The organism is Massilia rubra, assembly GCF_011682065.1.
In the GTDB taxonomy this organism is placed as follows: Bacteria; Pseudomonadota; Gammaproteobacteria; order Burkholderiales; family Burkholderiaceae_D; genus Telluria_A; species Telluria_A rubra.
Map to the genome: position 1 here is coordinate 105,913 of NZ_VUYU01000003.1, position 16,415 is coordinate 122,327.

A 16,415-nucleotide genomic window follows, 5' to 3' on the forward strand; every position below is an offset into this window, starting at 1 on the left:
CGGAAAACTTTACACTGCCAGGAAGATGTGACGCGACCACTAATTTATCCCAATTGCAACTTATTGAATATTAACAACTTACTCATTTCTTGCGTAAATGGCATGAAATTTGCTTGTATAGATGATTACTTACCTCATCGGAACAAGCGCAATGAAATTCAAGATCGGCAAAGCCCTCCTCATCGCATCGACCCTGCTGGCCGCATCGAGCCAGGCTTCGGTGGCCCACTTCACCATGAACGGCACCGAGGGCGACTGGATTACTATAGGAAAGACGGTCGACAACGTGTATTCGTCGGCGGATCCTCTGCTGTATTGGAATACGGCCCGGTTCGACAATATTGGGACGGATGCGGCTCCGGCGACCAACTACCTGCGCTTCATTTTCCTGCTCGACCCTCAGCTCAGCGCTGAAGACCAGTTAACCACCCTGGATTTTTCGACCAGGCGCCTGGACACGCCATTGACGGCCGGGGTAACGTACACGGATGCGCAACGCGCGCCTTTCGACTTGCTGGGCCATCCGGGCCTCGACGTGAGCTATAACCACCGAGGCTGCAACAAGCTGAGCGGCAATTTCACCGTCAATGAATTGAGTTTCAAGAGCGGTGCCGTGGACACCTTTGGCGTATCGTTCAGCCAGTCTTGCGATGGCGGCCCGCTCATGGACGGCACTTTTTACTACAACGCCAGCCTGACCGCGCTGCCGACCAACAATGTGCCGGAACCGGGCTCGCTGGCCTTGCTCGGCCTGGGTATTGCCGGGATTGGTATCGCACGGCGCCGCAAGCAGGCGCACTAAGCTGCGCCAGAAGTCGACAAGCCCTGGCACTTGAGAGAGTGACAGGGCTTTTTCACAGACAGAACCTCATCGGGTCATGGCGCAGTTCTCCGTCGTGACATGCCCGCCATTCAGGCTGCGGCCGTCAAGTAGTTGCTGCCCTTGGCCGATGCCCGCACCGATTGCCAGATCATCAGCTTGCCTGCCAGGCTGCCCAGGAAATAGCCGTTAAAGACGCCGAACAAGGCGCACACCAAGGTCGAGAACAAGGCATTGTGGCTGGCGCCAGGATGCATCACCAGCGTCACCGCCGTGGCGTACTTGGTGAAGAAAATCGCCATCATCATCACCAGCGGCATCGCACTGCCATGGACGCGCATGCTGCCGGGCGTGGCGCCAGCGCTCGCCCCTGCCCTGCTGAACTTCGCAACGAGCAAGGTCAGCGCCACCGTAGCGCCAGCCCAGGCGCACAGCGGGAGGAAAGTGGCACCGAACTTTGCCACGATATCCTGCAGCGACAATGCCAGCATGATGACGGGAATGATGAACAGCTTGCGGATCGCCATCTCGCGATCACGCATGGCGATCACGCCGCGATACACCAGCAAGGCCAGAATGGCCCAAACGTAGAATGGGGTGTGGGTCAGGATCTGAATCAGCATGGTGGGCTCCGCAAAGTTGGTTAAGTTGGTGCCACTTTGCCAGCGACAGGAGCACGGAGGGAAGTTATGCGACGAATCACCGGATACCGGCGCGAAATGCAGTTGGGCAGCGCCAAATGCAGAGGCGCGCAATGCCGATGCCCAGGCTGCAAGCGCCGGTACGCACAGCCCGCACATAGAGAAAAGCCCCGGTAACGTCAATCCGTTACAGGGGCTTTTTCACAGAAAGGGCGTCACCGTTCTCAGAACGGAATGTCGTCATCCATGTCCGAGAAATTCGGCGCTGGCTTCGGCGCCGGACGGGCCGCTGGCGCAGGCGGAGCCTGGCGCTGTGGCGCCGGACGGCTCTGCTGCGGCTGCGAATCGTAGCCGCCGCCATCGTCCATGCCGCCGCCGGCGTCGCCGCCCATGCCCTGGCGTCCGCCCAGCATCTGCATCTGCTCGGCGACGATTTCGGTCGCGTACTTCTCGACGCCGTCCTTGTCGGTGTATTTACGGGTCTGCAGGCGACCTTCGACGTAGACCGAGGACCCTTTTTTCAGGTACTGCCCGACGATTTCGGCCAGGCGGCCGAAGAACGAAATGCGGTGCCACTCGGTCAGCTCTTTTTGCTCGCCGGTGTTGCGGTCCTTCGACTTGTACGAGGTCGCGACGGCGATGTTGGCGATAGCGTCACCGCTGGGCATGTAGCGGATTTCCGGATCGCGCCCCAAGTTGCCGACGATGATGACTTTATTGACTGATGCCATGTATTGCTCCTGTTGAACTGCTGCGGCGTGCGTCCCGCGGCGCGATGATTTTTTGCCAGAGGAGGATTATATGTCAGCCGGGATTCCAAATGTCTATTCTCTCCCGCACCGGCACCCTCCCCGTCCAGCCGCCTGGCCATGCAAACTGTAAGATCAGACAACAAAGCCGGCACGGAGTTCAGCCCTTGTCGACTCGTCATCCGTTTGCTGGCGGCATGAATACTGGTATTATGTACAGTAGAAGCACAGTAAAAGCTGCAAAATCCCTGAGCAAAATCAATACGCCCCTGGCGCACCTGTGGACGCGGCAATCGTCCCCGCAGACGTCGCTTTCGAAACACAGCTATAGTATGAGCTGACCCGTTTAAGGCACACAACACATGGAACAGATCCGCATTCGCGGCGCACGTACGCACAACCTGAAGAACATCAATCTCGACCTGCCACGCAACAAGCTCATTGTGATCACCGGCTTGTCCGGCTCCGGCAAGTCGTCGCTGGCGTTCGACACCTTGTACGCCGAGGGGCAGCGCCGCTATGTCGAATCGCTGTCGGCCTACGCGCGCCAGTTCCTGCAGTTGATGGAAAAGCCCGATGTCGATCTGATCGAAGGCCTGTCGCCGGCCATCTCGATCGAGCAGAAGGCCACCTCGCATAATCCACGCTCCACCGTCGGCACGGTCACCGAGATCCACGATTACCTGCGCCTGTTGTACGCGCGCGTCGGCACGCCTTACTGCATCAACCACCCGGACCATGCGCTGGCCGCACAGACGGTCTCGCAGATGGTCGACGCGGTGCTGGCCATGCCCGAGGACACCAAGCTGATGATCCTGGCGCCCGTGGTGGCCAACCGCAAGGGCGAGCACAGCGACCTGTTCGAGTCGATGCAGGCGCAGGGCTTCGTGCGCTTTCGCATCCAGAGCGGCACCCACGACGCCAAGATCTACGAGATCGACGACCTGCCCAAGCTGAAAAAAACCGAGAAGCACACCATCGACGTGGTCATCGACCGGGTCAAGGTGAACGCCGAGATCAAGCAGCGCGTGGCCGAGAGCTTCGAGACCGCGCTGCGCCTGGCCGACGGGCGCGCCGTGGTGCTCGAAATGGATGGAGGGGCCGAACACGTCTACTCCAACAAGTTCGCCTGCAACACCTGCGGCTACTCGCTGCAGGAGCTCGAACCGCGCCTGTTCTCGTTCAATAATCCGATGGGCGCCTGCCCCGAATGCGACGGCCTCGGTCACATCGAATTTTTCGACCCGCGCCGCATCGTCGCCTTCCCCAACCTGTCGCTCGCCTCGGGCGCGGTGAAGGGCTGGGACCGGCGCAATCAGTTCTACTTCCAGATGCTGTCGAACCTCGCCAGCCACTACGAGTTCGATATCGACATGCCGTTCGAGCAGCTCGACCTGGCGTCGCAGCAGGCGGTGTTGTACGGCTCCGGCAAGACCTCGATTCCGTTCACCTATGTGAACGAGCGCGGTCGCACGGTCATTCGCGAGCATACGTTCGAAGGCGTGGTCACCAACCTGCAACGGCGCTATCGCGAAACCGATTCGATGGCCGTCAAGGAGGAGCTGGCGAAGTTCATCAACGAGAAGCAGTGCCCGTCGTGCGAAGGCGCGCGCCTGCGCGTGGAAGCGCGCCACGTCAAGGTCGGCACCGGCAAGCAACAGCGCGCCATTTACGAGGTCGCGCGCAAACCGCTGCGCGAATGCCTGGAGTTCTTCGAGAAGCTCACGCTCAAGGGCGCCAAGAAAGAGATCGCCGACCGCGTGGTCAAGGAGATCGTCTCGCGCCTCAAATTCCTCAACAACGTGGGCCTCGATTACCTCTCGCTCGACCGCAGCGCCGATACGCTCTCGGGCGGCGAAGCGCAGCGCATCCGCCTGGCCTCGCAGATCGGTTCGGGCCTGACCGGCGTGATGTACGTGCTCGACGAACCGTCGATCGGCCTGCACCAGCGCGACAACGACCGCCTGATCGAAACGCTCAAGCACCTGCGTGACATCGGCAACAGCGTGCTGGTCGTCGAGCATGACGAAGACGCAATCCGCACCGCCGACTACATCGTCGACATGGGGCCGGGCGCCGGCGTGCATGGCGGCGAGATCATCGCCGAAGGCACGCTCAAGGACATCCTCAAGAACAAAAAATCGCTGACCGCGCGCTACCTGAATGGCTCGCTCAAAATCGCGGTGCCCAAGAAGCGCCACGTGGCCGACGCCAACAAGCAGGTGGTGATCACCGGCGCCACCGGCAACAACCTGAAAAAGGTCACGCTCAAGCTGCCGGTCGGCCTGATGACCTGCGTGACCGGCGTGTCCGGTTCGGGCAAGTCGTCGCTGGTGAACGACACCTTGTACCCGGCCCTGTCGCGCCACCTGTATGGCTCGCAGACGGAACCGGCGCCGCACGACTCCATCAGCGGCCTGGAACACTTCGACAAGGTCATCTCGGTCGACCAGGCCCCGATCGGGCGCACGCCGCGCTCGAACCCGGCCACCTACACCGGCTTGTTCACGCCGATCCGCGACCTGTTCTCGGGCGTGCCGGCGGCCAAGGAGCGCGGCTACAGCGCCGGGCGCTTCTCGTTCAACGTCAAGGGCGGGCGCTGCGAAGCGTGCCAGGGCGATGGCGTGATCAAGGTCGAGATGCACTTCCTGCCGGACGTGTACGTGCCGTGCGATGTCTGCCACGGCAAGCGCTATAACCGCGAAACCCTGGAAGTGCAGTACAAGGGCAAGAACATCACCGAAGTGCTGGGCATGACGGTGGAAGAGGCGCACGAATTCTTCAAGCCGGTACCGCTGATCGCGCGCAAGCTGCAAACCCTGCTCGACGTGGGCCTGGGCTACATCCGCCTCGGCCAGAGCGCGACCACCCTGTCGGGCGGCGAAGCGCAGCGCGTCAAGCTGTCGCTGGAGCTGTCCAAGCGCGACACCGGGCGCACCCTGTACATCCTGGACGAGCCGACCACCGGCCTGCACTTCCACGATATCGACCTGCTGCTCAAGGTGATCCACCGCCTGCGCGACCAGGGCAATACCCTGGTCATCATCGAGCACAATCTCGACGTGATCAAGACCGCCGACTGGATCGTCGACCTCGGCCCCGAAGGCGGCGCGGGCGGCGGCAAGATCATCGCCGCCGGCACGCCGGAAGACGTGGCGGCCAATCCGGAGAGCGTCACCGGCAAATACCTGGTGCCGCTGCTGGCGTAAAGGAGCTGCGATGCGCGTTCTGATCATGGGCAATTCGGGATCGGGCAAGTCGTCGCGCGCGCGCCAGCTGGCCGCGCAATACCAGTTGATGCACCTCGATCTCGACACCATTTTCTGGGTGCCGGGCGAGGTGGCGGTGGCGCGGCCGTCCTACGAAGTGCTGGCCGACCTGTTCGCCTTCGTGCGCAGCCATCCCGACTGGGTGGTGGAAGGCTGCTACGGAGACCTGATCGAACAGGCGCTGCCGTTCTGCACGCAGCTGGTGTTCATCAATCCGGGCCAGGACGCCTGCCTGGCCAACAACGCGCAGCGGCCGTGGGAGCCGCACAAGTACGCGTCCAAGGAAGAACAGGACAGCATGCTGCCCTACCTGTTGAAGTGGGTAAGCGAGTACGATGCGCGCGACGACACCTGCTCGTATGCTTTCCACCGCCGCGTGTACGACGCCTTCCCGGGCGCCAAGCGCGAAGACGCGCCGCTGTCAGGCGACGCTGCCTGAACAGGGCGTGATCAAGCCGGCGCCGGCTCGTCGCCGAACACCGCCGGCAGGCTGGACGCATCCAGGCTGCGCTCGCACCACTGTTCCAGTTGCGCTTGCGTAGCCTCGTCGATGCGTTGCGTTGCCGACTGCGGGAGTTCGCCGAAACGCTTGTGCAACAGGGCGCCAAGCACGCCGCGCAGCGCGCTCACCCGCCCTTCAAGCTTGCCTTGCGCCACTCCTTGCGCCACCCCTTTCGCCACGCCTTCTTCCCTGGCTTTTTCCGCCAGCGCGAGTCCGCGCTGGAAGCCGATATCTTCGAATTCTTCGGACCAGGTTTCAAATTTACGTTCCATGTCAACCACCTTTTCCACACTGTCAAACGCGAACGAATCCGGGTTGCCGCGCCGCTGCGCCAGGTGCTTTATCCATTGCGCGACCGAGAGCCGCAGGCTTTCCTGGGGTGCGTCGTCGAACCAGGTAAGCAGCGCGGGCAACACCATGTTTCTGACTTCGGAAGCGCTTGAAAGTTCCAGCCGAAACAACAGCGCCAGCAGGGTGGAATTCGCTTCCAGCGCCGCCCTGTCCAGGCGCTGCTGGTCGATCAGCAGGTAGCGCTGGGATGGCTGGAACAACGCCAGTTCGGCGGGCCCGTCCATGAGCAGCGTGGCCAGGTCCGTGCTGGCGCTCCAGCCCGGCGCACCGTTGTAGAACACCAGCGGCAGCACCGGCGGCAATAGCAAAGACGGCGGCAATTGATGCTGCTTGACCAGGTTCTGGCACAGTAAACCAACATAGTTCTGCATGCGCAAGGCCATCCAGCGGTCCACGCCGGACTGGAATTCAAGCAGGATATACACGTACAGAAATTGTTCGCCGATCCGCACGCGCCAGACGATGTCGTTCTGGCGCGCCGCCAGGCGCTCGCTCACATACACCGGATCGACCGGTTCGAAGCAGGACAGCGCGATGTTGTCAAACAGCTTGAAGGGCGTAAAGTGCGTGACCAGTTCGCGCACCAGCTCCGGGTGGGCGAACAGCGAACGGTAACCGAGGTCGTTATAGGCGGGCATGGGGCATTCTAGCCAGCGTCCCCACCCTGGCCTTGCGCTATATCAGGCGTGCGCGAGGCCCGGTTCAAGCCTGTTACCGCGCCCCGGCGCTCCAGCCGCCGCCCAGCGCGCGGTACAAGGCCACCATATTGTTCACCTGGTTCTGGCGCAGGGTCACCGCATTGAGTTCGACCTGGTACAGATTGCGCTGCGCATCGAGCACTTCCAGATACGAGGCATAGCCGGCCTGGTAGCGGTCCTTGGCAAAGTCCAGCGTGCGCGTGAGGATGTCGCGGCGCTTTTGCGCGTGCGCCATCTGGGTTTGCAGGCGCGTCACGCCGGCCAGGGCGTTTTCGACTTCGCTGAAGGCCGTCAGCACCACGCCGCGATAGGCAAACGCCGCCTGGTCGCGCTGCGCGGTGGCCGCGTCCACCAGCGCGCTCAAGCGCCCGCTTGAAAAGACCGGCGCCAGCACGCTGCCGCCCAGGCTCCACAAGGTCACCGGATCGTAATCGCGGCCGTTGGTCAACAGGCTGCCGAACTTGGCGCTGATGGTCACGTGCGGCAAAAAATCGGCGCGTCGCACCGCCAGGTTGGCATCGCTCGCGGCCAGCAGCAACTGGCTTTGCGCCACGTCGGGCCGGCGCGCCAGCAAGCTTGATGGCAGCGACGCCGGCGCCGGCAGCAGCGGCAAGTCCTGGAAGCGGCGTTCGCGCAGCACCGCGCCGGGCAGCTCGCCCACCAGCACGCGCAGGCTGTTTTCCTGGCGCCGGATGGCCAGCTCCAGTTCGGGAATCGCTTGCAGCACCGTTTCGTTTTCGTTTTGCGCCTGGGTCAGTTGCAACTGCGAGGTGTAACCCACGCGCGCCTGGTCGGATGCGAGCCGCAGCGCTTCGGCGCGCGAGGCCGCCGTTCCTTTGGTGATCCGCAGCTGGGCGTCCAGCGCCAGCAAACCCACATAGGCCTGCGCCGTGCTGGCCGCCACCGACAGCGCCACGCCATCGCGTTCGGCCTGGCTGGCTTGGTACTGCAGCGACGCCGCGCGCGACTGGTCGCGCAGGCGGCCGAACAGGTCGAGCTCCCAGCTCGCCTGCAGTTCCGGTTGCAGCGAGCGCGAATTGACCAGCCCCGCACCGGCCGGCACGCGCGCCGACGCGGCGCCCAGCACCGCGTTCACGGCCGGCAGCGCCGCCGCATCGGCCACGGCAACGAGCGCGCGCGCCTGGTCGACCCGGGCCACGGCGGCCAGCACGTTGGTGTTGTGCGCCAGCGCCGCTTCCACCAGCGCGCTCAAGGCCGGGTCGCCGAAGGCGCGCCACCATTGCGCATCGACCGCGGCTGGCCCGGCCGGGCCGTCGCGCCAGGCCTCGGGCACGGTCACTTTCGACAGCGGCGGCGCGGGACGCAGGGCCGGCACGCAGGCAGTCAGGCCGCAGGCCATGCCTGCAACAAGGAAGACGCGGCGCCTCACGGCTGCTGCTCCGCCGCGCCGACGGTATCGACCTTGACGATCACCGACATGCCGGGCCGCAGGCGCTTGGCCAGCTCCTGGCTCGGATCGATGGCGATGCGCACCGGCAGGCGCTGGACCACCTTGGTGAAGTTGCCGCTGGCGTTATCGGCGCGCAGCACGGAAAATTCCGAGCCTGTGGCCGGCGCGATCTGTTCGATATGCCCCGTCAATGCGGCGCCGTTGAAGGCGTCCACCGTGAACGTGGCGCGCTGGCCGATGCGCATTTTCCAGGTCTGGTTTTCCTTGAAGTTCGCCACGATCCACATGCTGTCGGGCACCAGGAACAGCAGCTGCGAGCCGGCCGTGACGTACTGGCCCAGGCGCACCGACGCTTCGCTCACCTGGCCGTCGCGCGGGGCCTTGACCACCGTATTCGATAAATCGATCTTGGCCAGCGCCAGCTGCGCTTCGGCCGTCTTGACCTGGGCTTCGAGGCCGCCGCGCGAGACAGTGGTGGCCTTGACGGTTTCTTCGGCAATCGCGATATCGGCCTTGGCCTTGAGCACATTGGCGCCGGCCAACTGGGTCGTCATGCGCACGCGGTCGCGCTCATTGAGCGACACCGATCCCTTGGCCGCCAGTTCCTCGACCCGTCCCAGTTCGGCCGCGGCGCGATTGCGCTCGGCCTGCACCGCCACCAGGGTGGCGCGCGCGGCGCCGCCACGGGCGCGGTTCTGGGCCTGGGTCTGGGTGAAGTTATCCAGCGCGGCGATGGCGCCGTCGCGCTGGGCCTCGGCCTGCTCCACGCGCGCCTTGTAGATGCGGTCGTCGATGCGCAGCAGCGGCTGGCCGGCCTTGACGAACTGGAAGTCCTTGACCAGCACTTCGGCCACGTAGCCATTGACCTGCGGCGCGAGCACCGTAATCTGGCCGCGCACGTAGCCGTTGTCGGTCTGGACCAGGGTGCTGTTAAAAGGGCCGAGGCGCCACGCCCACATGATCAGCACAATGCCGACCAGCGCGACGAGCGCCATCAGCACCACGCTCCACAGCTTGGGCTTGATGTACTTGGGTGGAGGTTCGGGAGCGACCGGCACGGCGGCCGGCGGGATCGGCGCGGCGGTGTTGCTGGAGTCGCCCGGTACTGGCGGATTGGCCTCGTCGGCGGGAGTGTCAACAGCGCGTTCGCTGCGCGAAGGAGGAAGTGGATTGCTCATATTTTTATCTGGCGGGTGCCTGGTTGAGTAAGGCTGCGGCTTCGCGCTTTTGGCGGCGCGCGAGGCGCACGGCGACAAACAGCGACCAGCCGAGGAAAAGGATGGCGATCACGCCGCTCAGGGCGAAGACATCGTTGAACGCGAGGACATTCGCCTCGCGCCGGCTGATCTGGGCCAGCTGGCCCACGCCCTGGGCAGCGCGCAGGGCCGGATCGGTGTTGACGCCCTGGTAGACCTGCTGCTGCAGGCGCAGGCGCTGGGCGACGACGGGATCGGCCGGGTTGAGCTGGGCGTTGATCTCGGTCGAATGCACATGCTCGCGGTGCAGCTGGTAGGTACTGAGCGCGGCGGCGCCGGTAAAGCCGCCCAGGCTCTGCGTCATCGCCAGCATGACCACGAAAGTGACCACATGGTCGGCGCCGAATTTGAGCGCCTGCATGATGCCGATCATGATCATCGGCCCCATGAACATGCCCGCGCCCAGCGCCACCAGGAACTGGCTCACAAAAAAGTCGTGCGGACGATCGAGGCTCGTGCGGCCGTAATCGAGCCAGGCGGCCACGCCGAACAGCAGGATCGAGAACAGGATTTGCGGGATCACGGTCTTGGGGCTGAAGGTGATGGAACTAGCCACCATGCCGCAAATGGTGCCGGCCAAAATCACCGCGAACAGCGGCTGCATCTGGTCCGGTCCCATGCCCAGGGTGCGCAGCAGGCCGACCGCGCCGTAGGTCTGCTCGGACGTCAAAAAGCGGATCAGGAACGCCCCGATCATGAAGCGGATGGTGGGACCCATCATCAGCCAGCGCGTCTGGATCAGCGGATTGGCGCGGTGGTGCTCGATGAACAGCGCCACCGTCAACAGCAGCACGGCGGCGATCAGGAGGTAGGCCAGCCAGGGCGTATCGAACCACCAGCGCGTGAAGCCCTGCGCCAGCACCGCCACGATCATGGCCACGGCCGGCGCGACCAGCGCAAAGGTGACAAAATCGAGCGGCTCGATCACCTTGATGTGGATCCCCGGCGGCAGCTTGAGCACCACCACCGCAGCCAGCGAACACAGGGCCAGGCCGGCTTCGAACAAATACAGGTTGTGCCACTGGCCCATGTCGAGCAAGGCCGGCGACATCAGCCAGGCCAGCGGCGTGGCGATCTGCGCGATGCCCACCCCGAGCACCAGCATCTTGCCGGTATATTTTTTGGGTGCGGCCTGCAGCATGTAGAGCATGGCGAGGGTGCTGGTGGTGGCGGCGGCCAGGCCGCTGACGGCGCGCACCAGGATGGCCATCTCGAAGCCGCCCACCAGCAGGTGCAGCAGGGTGACGAAGGCGTACAGCGACAGGCCGATCTCGGCGAACAGGCGCAGGCCGTACTGCTGGCGGAACTTGAACACCATCAGGTTCGAGGTCACGTTGACCATGATGTAGGCGGCCGGCAGCCAGGCCGCTTCGGCTGGCGTGAGGCCCAGGGTGCCCTGGATGGCCGGCAGGTTGGCCGACACCAGTGCATTTCCCAGGCCGCCGGTAATGCCGACCAGCAGCGCCACGCAAGCGTAGGCAAAGCGGATATGGGGCGGATGCCAGGGCATCGACGCCGAACCCGGCATGGTGGGTTTTTCGTGCTCTTCCCAGGCGGGAGTCGGTTTCAGGTACTGGGGCGCTGCTGCCATGCTGGCGGACTCCGGGCGACGGGCCGGCGATGTCGAGCGCATCGGCTCTGGGATTGATAATGGGAAAATTATAAGATAAATTGCCTGCAACCGTAGCGCGCCGGCAGTCAAGCGTGCGGACCCGCTTGTTGTCAACCCAACTGGTGTCAACCCAATCGGTGTCAGGTCTGACATTCGGACACGAGCTGTGCTGTAAAAATGGCATCGCTTGGCGAATAGCCGAGGTCGTGTCCGAATGTCAGACCTGACACCGGGGTGGCGGGGTGGCGCGCGGGGCCGTCAAACGTGCGGACGAAAAAAAGCGCGTCCGAAGACGCGCTTTTTTCATCCGGTCTTAGCCGGGGTCAACGCTATTTACGCTGCCAGACGCTTTTCCAGCGCCGCTTTGGTCTCCACCAATTCTTGCGGCAGGTGATAGGCCAGCTTCTCGAACAGCTCGTTGTGCAGCTTGAGCTCTTCGTTGAAGGCGCCCTTGTCGATCGAGGTGATGGTGTCGAACTGCTCCTGCGTGAAGTCGATGCCGTCCCAGTTCAGGTCGGTGAACTCGGGCGTGGTGCCGAACACGTTCTCGGTGCCGCCCGCTTTGCCTTCGATACGTTCCAGCATCCACTTGAGCACGCGCATATTGTCGCCGAAACCAGGCCAGACGAACTTGCCTTCCGCATCGGTACGGAACCAGTTCACGCAGTAGATCTTCGGCAGCGCGGCCGGGTTCATGGCTTCGATCTTCTTGCCCATGTTGAGCCAGTGCTGGAAGTAGTCGCTCATGTTGTAGCCGATGAACGGCAGCATCGCGAACGGATCGCGCCGCACGATGCCCATCTGGCCGGCGGCGGCGGCGGTGGTCTCGGAACCCATGGTCGCGGCCATGTACACGCCTTCGACCCAGTTGCGCGCTTCGGTCACCAGCGGCACCGTGGTCGAACGGCGGCCACCGAAGATGAAGGCCGAAATCGGCACGCCCGCAGGATCGTCCCAGGCTGCATCGATGACCGGATTCTGGGTCGCGGCCACCGTGAAGCGCGCGTTCGGGTGCGCGGCCTTGGCGCCGGAGGCCGGGGTCCAGTCCTTGCCCTGCCAGTCGATCAGGTGCGACGGCGCTTCCTTGGTCAGGCCTTCCCACCAGACGTCGCCATCGTCGGTCAGCGCGACGTTGGTGAAGATGGTGTTCTCGGTCATCGAGGCCATGCAGTTCGAGTTGGTGCGGGTGTTGGTGCCCGGCGCCACGCCGAAGTAGCCGGCTTCCGGATTGATCGCGTACAGGCGGCCATCGGCGCCCGGCTTGATCCAGGCGATGTCGTCGCCGATGGTGGTCACTTTCCAGCCGCCGAAGCTCGCTGGCGGAATCAGCATGGCGAAGTTGGTCTTGCCGCAGGCCGATGGGAAGGCTGCCGCGACATAGTGCTTTTTGCCTTCTGGCGATTCGACGCCGAGGATCAACATGTGTTCGGCCAGCCAGCCGGTGCCGCCGGCCTGGGCTTCCTGGTGGCCCATGTTCGAGGCGATGCGCAGCGCGAAGCACTTCTTGCCCAGCAGCGCGTTGCCGCCGTAGCCGGAACCGTAGGACCAGATTTCGCGGGTTTCAGGATAGTGAACGATGTATTTGGTCGCATTGCATGGCCATGCCACGTCTTTCTGGCCGGCCGCCAGCGGTGCGCCGACGGTGTGTACGCACGGAACGAACTCGCCGTCCGCGCCCAGCACGTCATATACCGCCTTGCCCATGCGCGTCATGATGCGCATGTTGACCGCCACGTAAGGCGAGTCGGACAGTTCGACGCCAATGTGGGCGATCGGCGAACCCAGCGGACCCATCGAGAACGGCACCACGTACAGGGTGCGGCCGGCCATGCAACCGTCGAACAGGCCGCTCAGGGTGGTGCGCATTTCCGCAGGGGCCATCCAGTTGTTGGTCGGGCCGGCCTGCTCTTTGGTGGCCGAGCAGATGTAGGTGCGGTCTTCCACGCGCGCCACGTCGGTTGGATCCGAACACGCCAGATAGGAATTCGGGCGCTTTTCAGGGTTCAGCTTTTTCATCGTGCCGGCGGCCACCATCTCGGCGCACAGGCGGTCGTACTCGTCTTGCGAGCCGTCGCACCAATAGATGCGCGCCGGCTTGGTCAGGGCAGCAATTTCGCTGACCCAATTGATGAGCTTTTGATGTTTGATGTAAGCTGGGACGTTGAGTGTTGCAACGCCACCCATAACGGGCTGATTCATAGTACCTCCAATGCCAATAAGAATTCTTTCTTGTCCCGGCACGGCAGGATCGTCGTCAGCGTTTCAGCTTGCGCTCAAGAATCCATTCCCTAAGAAAGGTTCGGCGATACGGCGGTCATGTCGACAACCTCGGATGACGGCGAGGCTGGTGGAACGGTAGTGCGGGGACTTGACAGGGCGGAAATCAGGGTCCGCAGCCGGGGCCAAATCCCGAAATGAGGGGCGATTGTACACCCGCTATTACCTGTTTTAAATGCTCAAACGTCAAAAATGTAGGAATAATAGTTGAGCAATGTAGTAGGCTATTTCGAATATTCCGGATCGTGTTATTTACCTACGAAGATTTATTTAACTTCTGCCATCTCCCATGAAAATAGCTATTCTTGATGATTACCAGGACGCGGTGCGTCAACTCGACTGCTTCAAGCTGCTCGACGGCCACGATGTCAAAATATTTAACAGTTCAGCCCGCGGTGCGGGGCAATTGGGCATCCGCCTAGCGCCGTTCGAGGCGCTGGTGCTGATCCGGGAGCGCACGGCGTTTCCGGCAGGATTGCTGGAAAAACTGCCGAACCTCAAGCTCATTTCCCAGACCGGCAAGCTGGCCGGGCATGTGGATGTGGCCGCCGCAACGGCGCGCGGCGTGGCCATCGCCGAAGGGGTCGGCTCGCCGGTGGCGCCGGCCGAGCTGACCTGGGCGCTGATCATGGCGGCCAGCCGCAAGATCGTGCCTTACGCGAATAATCTGAAGGACGGACTGTGGCAGACGGCCTCGGTCAACCCGCTGCTGAACGGCGTCGGGCGCACGCTCAAGGGACGCACCCTGGCGATCTGGAGCTACGGCAAGATCGGGCGCATGATCGCCGGCTACGGCAAGGCGTTCGGCATGCGGGTGCTGGTCTGGGGTGGCGAGGCCAGCCGCGCGGCGGCGGTGGCTGACGGGTTCGAGGCGGCGTCCACCCGCGAGGAGTTCTTCGAACGCGCCGACGTGCTGAGCCTGCATTTGCGGCTGGCCGACGGCACCCGTGGCATCGTCACGGCCGGGGACCTGGCGCGCATGAAGCCCGATGCGCTGTTCGTCAACACCAGCCGCGCCGAGCTGGTCGCACCGGATGCGCTGGAAGCGGCGCTGCGGCTGGGGCGGCCGGGCAATGCGGCCATCGACGTGTTCACCAGCGAGCCGCTGGCGGCGGACGCGCCGCTGCTGCGCATTCCAACCGTGCTGGCAACACCGCACATCGGCTACGTGGAAAAAGATAGTTACGAGTTGTACTTCCGGACCGCGTTCGAGAATGTGCTGAACTTCGCCAACGGCGCCCCGTCGAATATCTTGAACCCGGAAGCGTTGCAAGGGGTCTGACCCCGGTGTCACCGCGAGGGGTCAGACCCCGGTTTTTCCTTTAGGGGTCTGACCCCGGTGTTAGCCACTGCCCCGTTATCGGCAGGACCCCGGTGTCGCAGGTCTCGCCGCAGGAAGGGGTCTGAGCCGGTGCCACCAACTCCCACTCGCTACGACGTCTCACGCAACTTGCGCTCGCCGGTGATATCGATCGGCGGCACCGGCATCACATGCGCGCGCGTCCACAAACCGGCCCAGCCGGGCGGCCACCCAAGTGCCGGCCCATCGTAGGCAGGCAGGCTGGCGCGCACCGGCACCACCGGCACCGGTGGCGCATCCTGCAAGCCGCCGGCGCCGGGGCGCTCCACGTTCAGGCTGTACATATAGCCCGGCAGCAAGAGTTTGCACGCCCCTTCGAACCACGCCGTGTGGTCTTCGTCGCGTCCGAGCGCCTGCGCCAGGCCTTGCGGGTCGAAGCGCGCCAGCGCGGTGACCAGTTCGTCGGTGGTGGCGCCAGGCGAATCGCCCCAGCCCATCACCGGGTTGACGTTGTAGTCGGCGCCCGACCCGTACCAGCCCTCGCGCCAGGGGCGTTGCATCCAGTCGCGCTGGGCGGTGAACAAATGCCAGCGCCAGTGCAGGCCCGAAGGCTTGGGCCAGGAGTAGAGATAGAGTTTTTCGTAGCCGGCCTGGTGCAGTGCGCGCACCATCGCCATCAGGCGCGCGTGCGGCATGCGGTCGGGCGGGGCGCGCCGGAACAGGATCGCTTCGCCATCGGCATGCTGCACGTCGTCGGTCGACAGATTCAGGTCGAGCGTGCGCGCTTCGCTGCCGAAGCGCGCGGAGATCCAGCCGGTCAGCAGGTTGACGTGCGTAATGACGCCATAGCCACGATGGCGATGGAAAATAACAGTTCCTGGGGCAAGGGCTTTCATGGCTTCTTGAAGGACAAAAAAATGAGTGGACTCATGCGCAGACAACGATTCTAACGCACCGGCAAGTTGCGCGTTTTGCTTTGCGCGCACAAGGCCAACGCTACACGTTATCATACGGCACCTTCTCTTTACGAATTCCAGATCACTATGAGCTTGCGCATCATCGCCACCGGCGGCACCTTCGATAAACATTATGATGAACTGACCGGTAAGCTCGGCTTTGCGGAAAGCCATCTGCCTGCGGTACTGGCGCGCACGCGCATGACGGTTCCCGTTGAACTGGAGCAGCTTCCCCTGCTCGACTCGCTCGACATGCAGGACGCCGACCGCGCGCGCGTGCTGGCCAGTTGCCAGGCGGCGCCGGAGAAGGCGATTGTGATCGTGCATGGCACCGATACGATGCCGGAAACGGCGGCCGTGCTCGGCGCCGCCGCGCTCGGCAAAAGCATTGTGTTGACTGGTGCAATGATTCCGTACGAAATTGCGAATTCGGATGCGCTGTTCAATCTCGGCTGCGCAAGTGCCGCCGCGCAAATCTTGCCGCCGGGTGTGTACGTGGCGATGAACGGGCAGATTTTCACGTGGGATAACGTGACCAAGAATCGCGCGGCGGGGGTGTTTCAGCCGTTGTAA

General features: G+C 63.5%; 13 protein-coding genes. 5 read left to right on the top strand and 8 right to left on the bottom strand.

Translation table 11 applies throughout. From position 1 onward, the window contains the following. Positions 1 to 151: 151 nt before the first annotated feature. Positions 152 to 802 (top strand): PEP-CTERM sorting domain-containing protein, encoded by a 651-nt coding sequence (locus F0185_RS05565; RefSeq protein WP_223164454.1) that lies wholly within the window; start codon positions 152 to 154, stop codon positions 800 to 802. Positions 803 to 912: 110 nt separating this feature from the next. On the opposite strand, the gene F0185_RS05570 is transcribed toward F0185_RS05565, so the two are convergent. Continuing rightward, complete coding sequence (locus F0185_RS05570) at positions 913 to 1,443, bottom strand: DUF6622 family protein (protein WP_167222378.1); 531 nt, start codon at positions 1,441 to 1,443, stop codon at positions 913 to 915. 242 nt (positions 1,444 to 1,685) lie between these two features. Then, the gene (gene ssb, locus F0185_RS05575; protein WP_054265190.1) at positions 1,686 to 2,192 is read right to left on the bottom strand and encodes a single-stranded DNA-binding protein; all 507 of its coding nucleotides are present in this window, start codon (positions 2,190 to 2,192) and stop codon (positions 1,686 to 1,688) included. A 380-nt stretch (positions 2,193 to 2,572) separates the two neighbouring features. On the opposite strand from ssb, the gene uvrA reads away from it, so the two are divergent. Further along, positions 2,573 to 5,419 (top strand): excinuclease ABC subunit UvrA, encoded by a 2,847-nt coding sequence (gene uvrA / locus F0185_RS05580; protein WP_167222380.1) that lies wholly within the window; start codon positions 2,573 to 2,575, stop codon positions 5,417 to 5,419. A 10-nt stretch (positions 5,420 to 5,429) separates the two neighbouring features. Continuing rightward, positions 5,430 to 5,918 (top strand): P-loop NTPase family protein, encoded by a 489-nt coding sequence (locus F0185_RS05585; RefSeq protein WP_167222382.1) that lies wholly within the window; start codon positions 5,430 to 5,432, stop codon positions 5,916 to 5,918. 11 nt (positions 5,919 to 5,929) lie between these two features. Here F0185_RS05585 and F0185_RS05590 read toward each other — a convergent pair whose 3' ends face one another. The 5 genes from F0185_RS05590 to F0185_RS05610 all read right to left on the bottom strand — a co-directional run bounded on the left by F0185_RS05590 (position 5,930) and on the right by F0185_RS05610 (position 13,508). Beyond that, positions 5,930 to 6,970, bottom strand: coding sequence for an Rpn family recombination-promoting nuclease/putative transposase (locus tag F0185_RS05590; RefSeq protein WP_167222384.1), 1,041 nt, complete (start codon positions 6,968 to 6,970; stop codon positions 5,930 to 5,932). 73 nt (positions 6,971 to 7,043) lie between these two features. Continuing rightward, positions 7,044 to 8,420 (bottom strand): efflux transporter outer membrane subunit, encoded by a 1,377-nt coding sequence (locus F0185_RS05595; RefSeq protein WP_370663979.1) that lies wholly within the window; start codon positions 8,418 to 8,420, stop codon positions 7,044 to 7,046. Beyond that, positions 8,417 to 9,619 carry an HlyD family secretion protein gene (locus F0185_RS05600; protein WP_167222386.1) on the bottom strand — a complete coding sequence of 401 codons (1,203 nt, stop codon included), beginning with the start codon at positions 9,617 to 9,619 and terminating at the stop codon, positions 8,417 to 8,419. The genes F0185_RS05595 and F0185_RS05600 overlap by 4 nt, the downstream gene beginning before the upstream one ends. 4 nt (positions 9,620 to 9,623) lie before the next feature. Next, positions 9,624 to 11,288 carry an MFS transporter gene (locus F0185_RS05605; protein ID WP_229476763.1) on the bottom strand — a complete coding sequence of 555 codons (1,665 nt, stop codon included), beginning with the start codon at positions 11,286 to 11,288 and terminating at the stop codon, positions 9,624 to 9,626. A 354-nt stretch (positions 11,289 to 11,642) separates the two neighbouring features. Next, the gene (locus F0185_RS05610) at positions 11,643 to 13,508 is read right to left on the bottom strand and encodes a phosphoenolpyruvate carboxykinase (GTP) (RefSeq protein ID WP_167222388.1); all 1,866 of its coding nucleotides are present in this window, start codon (positions 13,506 to 13,508) and stop codon (positions 11,643 to 11,645) included. A gap of 367 nt (positions 13,509 to 13,875) precedes the next feature. Here F0185_RS05610 and F0185_RS05615 point away from each other — a divergent pair, with 367 nt between their 5' ends. Continuing rightward, positions 13,876 to 14,868: a D-2-hydroxyacid dehydrogenase family protein gene (locus F0185_RS05615; RefSeq protein WP_167222389.1), complete on the top strand. Its 993-nt coding sequence runs from the start codon at positions 13,876 to 13,878 to the stop codon at positions 14,866 to 14,868. Between the two features lie 149 nt (positions 14,869 to 15,017). Here F0185_RS05615 and F0185_RS05620 read toward each other — a convergent pair whose 3' ends face one another. After that, complete coding sequence (locus tag F0185_RS05620; RefSeq protein ID WP_167222391.1) at positions 15,018 to 15,782, bottom strand: L-asparaginase; 765 nt, start codon at positions 15,780 to 15,782, stop codon at positions 15,018 to 15,020. Between the two features lie 147 nt (positions 15,783 to 15,929). Here F0185_RS05620 and F0185_RS05625 point away from each other — a divergent pair, with 147 nt between their 5' ends. Further along, a complete protein-coding gene (locus F0185_RS05625) occupies positions 15,930 to 16,415 on the top strand; it encodes an asparaginase domain-containing protein (protein WP_126074765.1) in 486 nt (161 codons plus the stop codon).